Raw genomic sequence first — 2,489 nt, forward strand, 5'->3', positions numbered from 1 at the left:
CACGAGTGATCTGGACATTATTTCCAGTCGCAGGCGGCACCCAAGTCCGACTTCAGCATCGAGCTTCAAGTTCTGTGTCGATTCCTGTATTTGGGCGGCCAAACCCAGACAGATCGGTGCGTAGGGATATAGACTCTCAACTCACATCTATGACAGCACTCATACATCCCTTCCAGATAGCCTCTTCTACCTCAAAAGACGGCTTACATCGATCTTCAGAATTCCCGAACTACCAAATCAACTGGCATTACTGGTTGCACCAAAAATTACCTGGAGTATTAACTATGAGTTCAAACCAACAGCTTCTGCAAAATTTATACGATGCCTTCAACAATCGCGAGCTGGAAACGATTGTCGCGGCGATGCACCCAGATGTAAAATGGGCGAACGGGGTAGACGGCGGTTTCGTTTACGGACGCGACGCGGTGCGCGAATACTGGACGAATCAATACAAGGTTATTCAAGTACAGCTTGAAACCTTAAAATTCGAGACGGATGAAAACGATCGCAATGTCGTTACCGTTCATCAAATCGTCAGAGATTTGCAAGGCAATTTGCTCGCAGATATGACAGTTAAGCAAATCTTTACCATTGAGAATAGTACCATCGTGCTTTATGAAATTGGCGAAACTGCAACAATCCAAGCGATGATTCAACAGACGAAAGCTGCCAACGAGTAATGATATTTTGGCGATCGAGATCGATCGATTATCGGCCACTAAAATTAAGGTCGCAACCACAAACCGATGAATGTGAGGGTGACACAGCGACTTCTCGATCGAACTTTTCCGTAAAATTGAAGTTGCGTGCTGGCGGTTTCACCCCACGTTATCTCGATCTTTATGCTGATGTTTCTGGCAGAGATCGCCCAATTTTTCAGGAAATAGGCAGAAACTTTCCGTATAATATCACTATAGCTACCAATTGAATCACGATCGAGCAAATTCAGCAGAATCGATCGAGTCTTACTCACACCCCCGACTTGGTTTGCAATCTATAAATCGGATCGCCTTACTATCCAAATATTCAGCCAGAGCCATCGAGGGTTCCTGCCTAAACTGGAAAATTTATCTCGATTCGATCTAGGCTCGATAGGGCAATAATGATATCAAGCTAAAAAAGCGATCGTATCAAACTAATCAAGCGTTATGACATCAGGATAGGCAATAATTTTCTCGTCTGCTGTTAATAAAGGAATTCCTAAAATCATCGAAGTTGCGACGATAATTTGGTCGGCTGGGTCTTTGTGAAAACCCGATAATTGTGTCGATTTAATAATGATTGGGATAGTTAGATCGATCGATTGTAGCTTCGGGTGAGATAAAGCTATCTCCAGCCAATCTTCAATCGGGAATTTCAATTCTAATTTACCGTACTCTACCAGCTTGGCTACTTCCCAACAAGAGTAGATACTCTTGACGTTCCTCAATCGTTTGTCGATGGCGTTGAGATAATCTAGGGCTATCATCGATCCACCAAATAAAAATGTGAGTGTCTAGCAAAATCATTGCAGCACATCCCAGTCCGATAGCGGAATAGCTGGCTCGAAGGGATCGTCATAACGGGTGACAGAACCTTGTAACGATTTCCAGCGTTCATCCAGCGGCAAGTTTACCGATCCGCGATCTGTTTCCTGAGAAACTACATCCTCCAGCACGATGATTTCTACAGCTTTACCAACACTAAATGGTATTCCTTTAAGAACGATCGTGCCATCTGCCATCACAATCGATCGAATTTTATAAGCATTCATAAATATTCAGATGGTTGAAACTGTCTTAATACTATTCTACAGTCTACTCACCCGTTTGTTTTTGACCTACCAGAGGCGATCGCTTCACTATCCAAATTCCAGCCAAAGCCATCTCGATTAGTGCCTCAACTGGGAAATTTATCTCGATTCGATCGATTAACAAACGCTATTCTAATTCGTGCGACACAAGAAACCCGACTTCTGTACAGAAGTCGGGTTTCTATTACTAACCTAATTTAACTAATTAGACTTAGACGCTGACAGTGACTTTAGGCGATGGGTATACACCTTTAGCGTACTTAGCTGCAAACTCTTCGAGGGATGCAGTTTTGATTTTGCTACCTTGACCCGCACACCAGAAGGCGTTGTAACGTTCCGCACATACTTTTTGCATGTACTTAATCGAAGGCTTCATGAAGTGGCGAGGATCGAATTCTTCAGGCTTGCTGAAGAGAGCTTCGCGGACTGCTGCGGTGATGGCGAGACGGTTGTCGGTGTCGATGTTGACTTTCCGAACGCCGCATTTGATGCCTTTTTGAATTTCTTCTAAAGGTACGCCATAAGTTTCGGGGATTTTACCACCGTACTTGTTAATCAGTGCGAGCAGATCTTCGGGTACCGAAGACGAACCGTGCATGACGAGGTGAGTGTTGGGCAGACGGTTGTGAATTTCTTCGATCCGGCTGATGGCAAGGATTTCACCAGTAGGTTTGCGGGTGAATTTGTAAGCACCGTG

Annotated in this window: 3 protein-coding genes and 1 pseudogene; 1 reads left to right on the forward strand and 3 read right to left on the reverse strand. The window is 44.3% G+C overall.

The genetic code is table 11. The annotated features are described in order from the left end of the window. Window positions 1-149: 149 nt before the first annotated feature. Entirely contained in the window at window positions 150-680 is a 531-nt protein-coding gene (locus RMO84_RS07815; protein WP_310487904.1) for a nuclear transport factor 2 family protein, read from the forward strand. A 455-nt stretch (window positions 681-1,135) separates the two neighbouring features. Here the strand turns inward: RMO84_RS07815 and RMO84_RS07820 are convergent. From RMO84_RS07820 to RMO84_RS07830, 3 genes and pseudogenes are all read right to left on the reverse strand, one after another. Continuing rightward, a pseudogene (locus RMO84_RS07820) lies at window positions 1,136-1,508 on the reverse strand (type II toxin-antitoxin system VapC family toxin). Next, on the reverse strand, window positions 1,505-1,753 hold the full coding sequence (locus tag RMO84_RS07825) for a hypothetical protein (RefSeq protein WP_310487906.1): 249 nt from the start codon (window positions 1,751-1,753) through the stop codon (window positions 1,505-1,507). The pseudogene RMO84_RS07820 and the gene RMO84_RS07825 overlap by 4 nt, the downstream one beginning before the upstream one ends. A gap of 250 nt (window positions 1,754-2,003) precedes the next feature. Then, the coding region (locus RMO84_RS07830; protein WP_310487907.1) for a class II fructose-bisphosphate aldolase at window positions 2,004-2,489 on the reverse strand (486 nt) is incomplete at its 5' end.

Source organism: Chamaesiphon sp. VAR_69_metabat_338 (assembly GCF_031423935.1).
Lineage (GTDB): Bacteria > Cyanobacteriota > Cyanobacteriia > Cyanobacteriales > Chamaesiphonaceae > Chamaesiphon.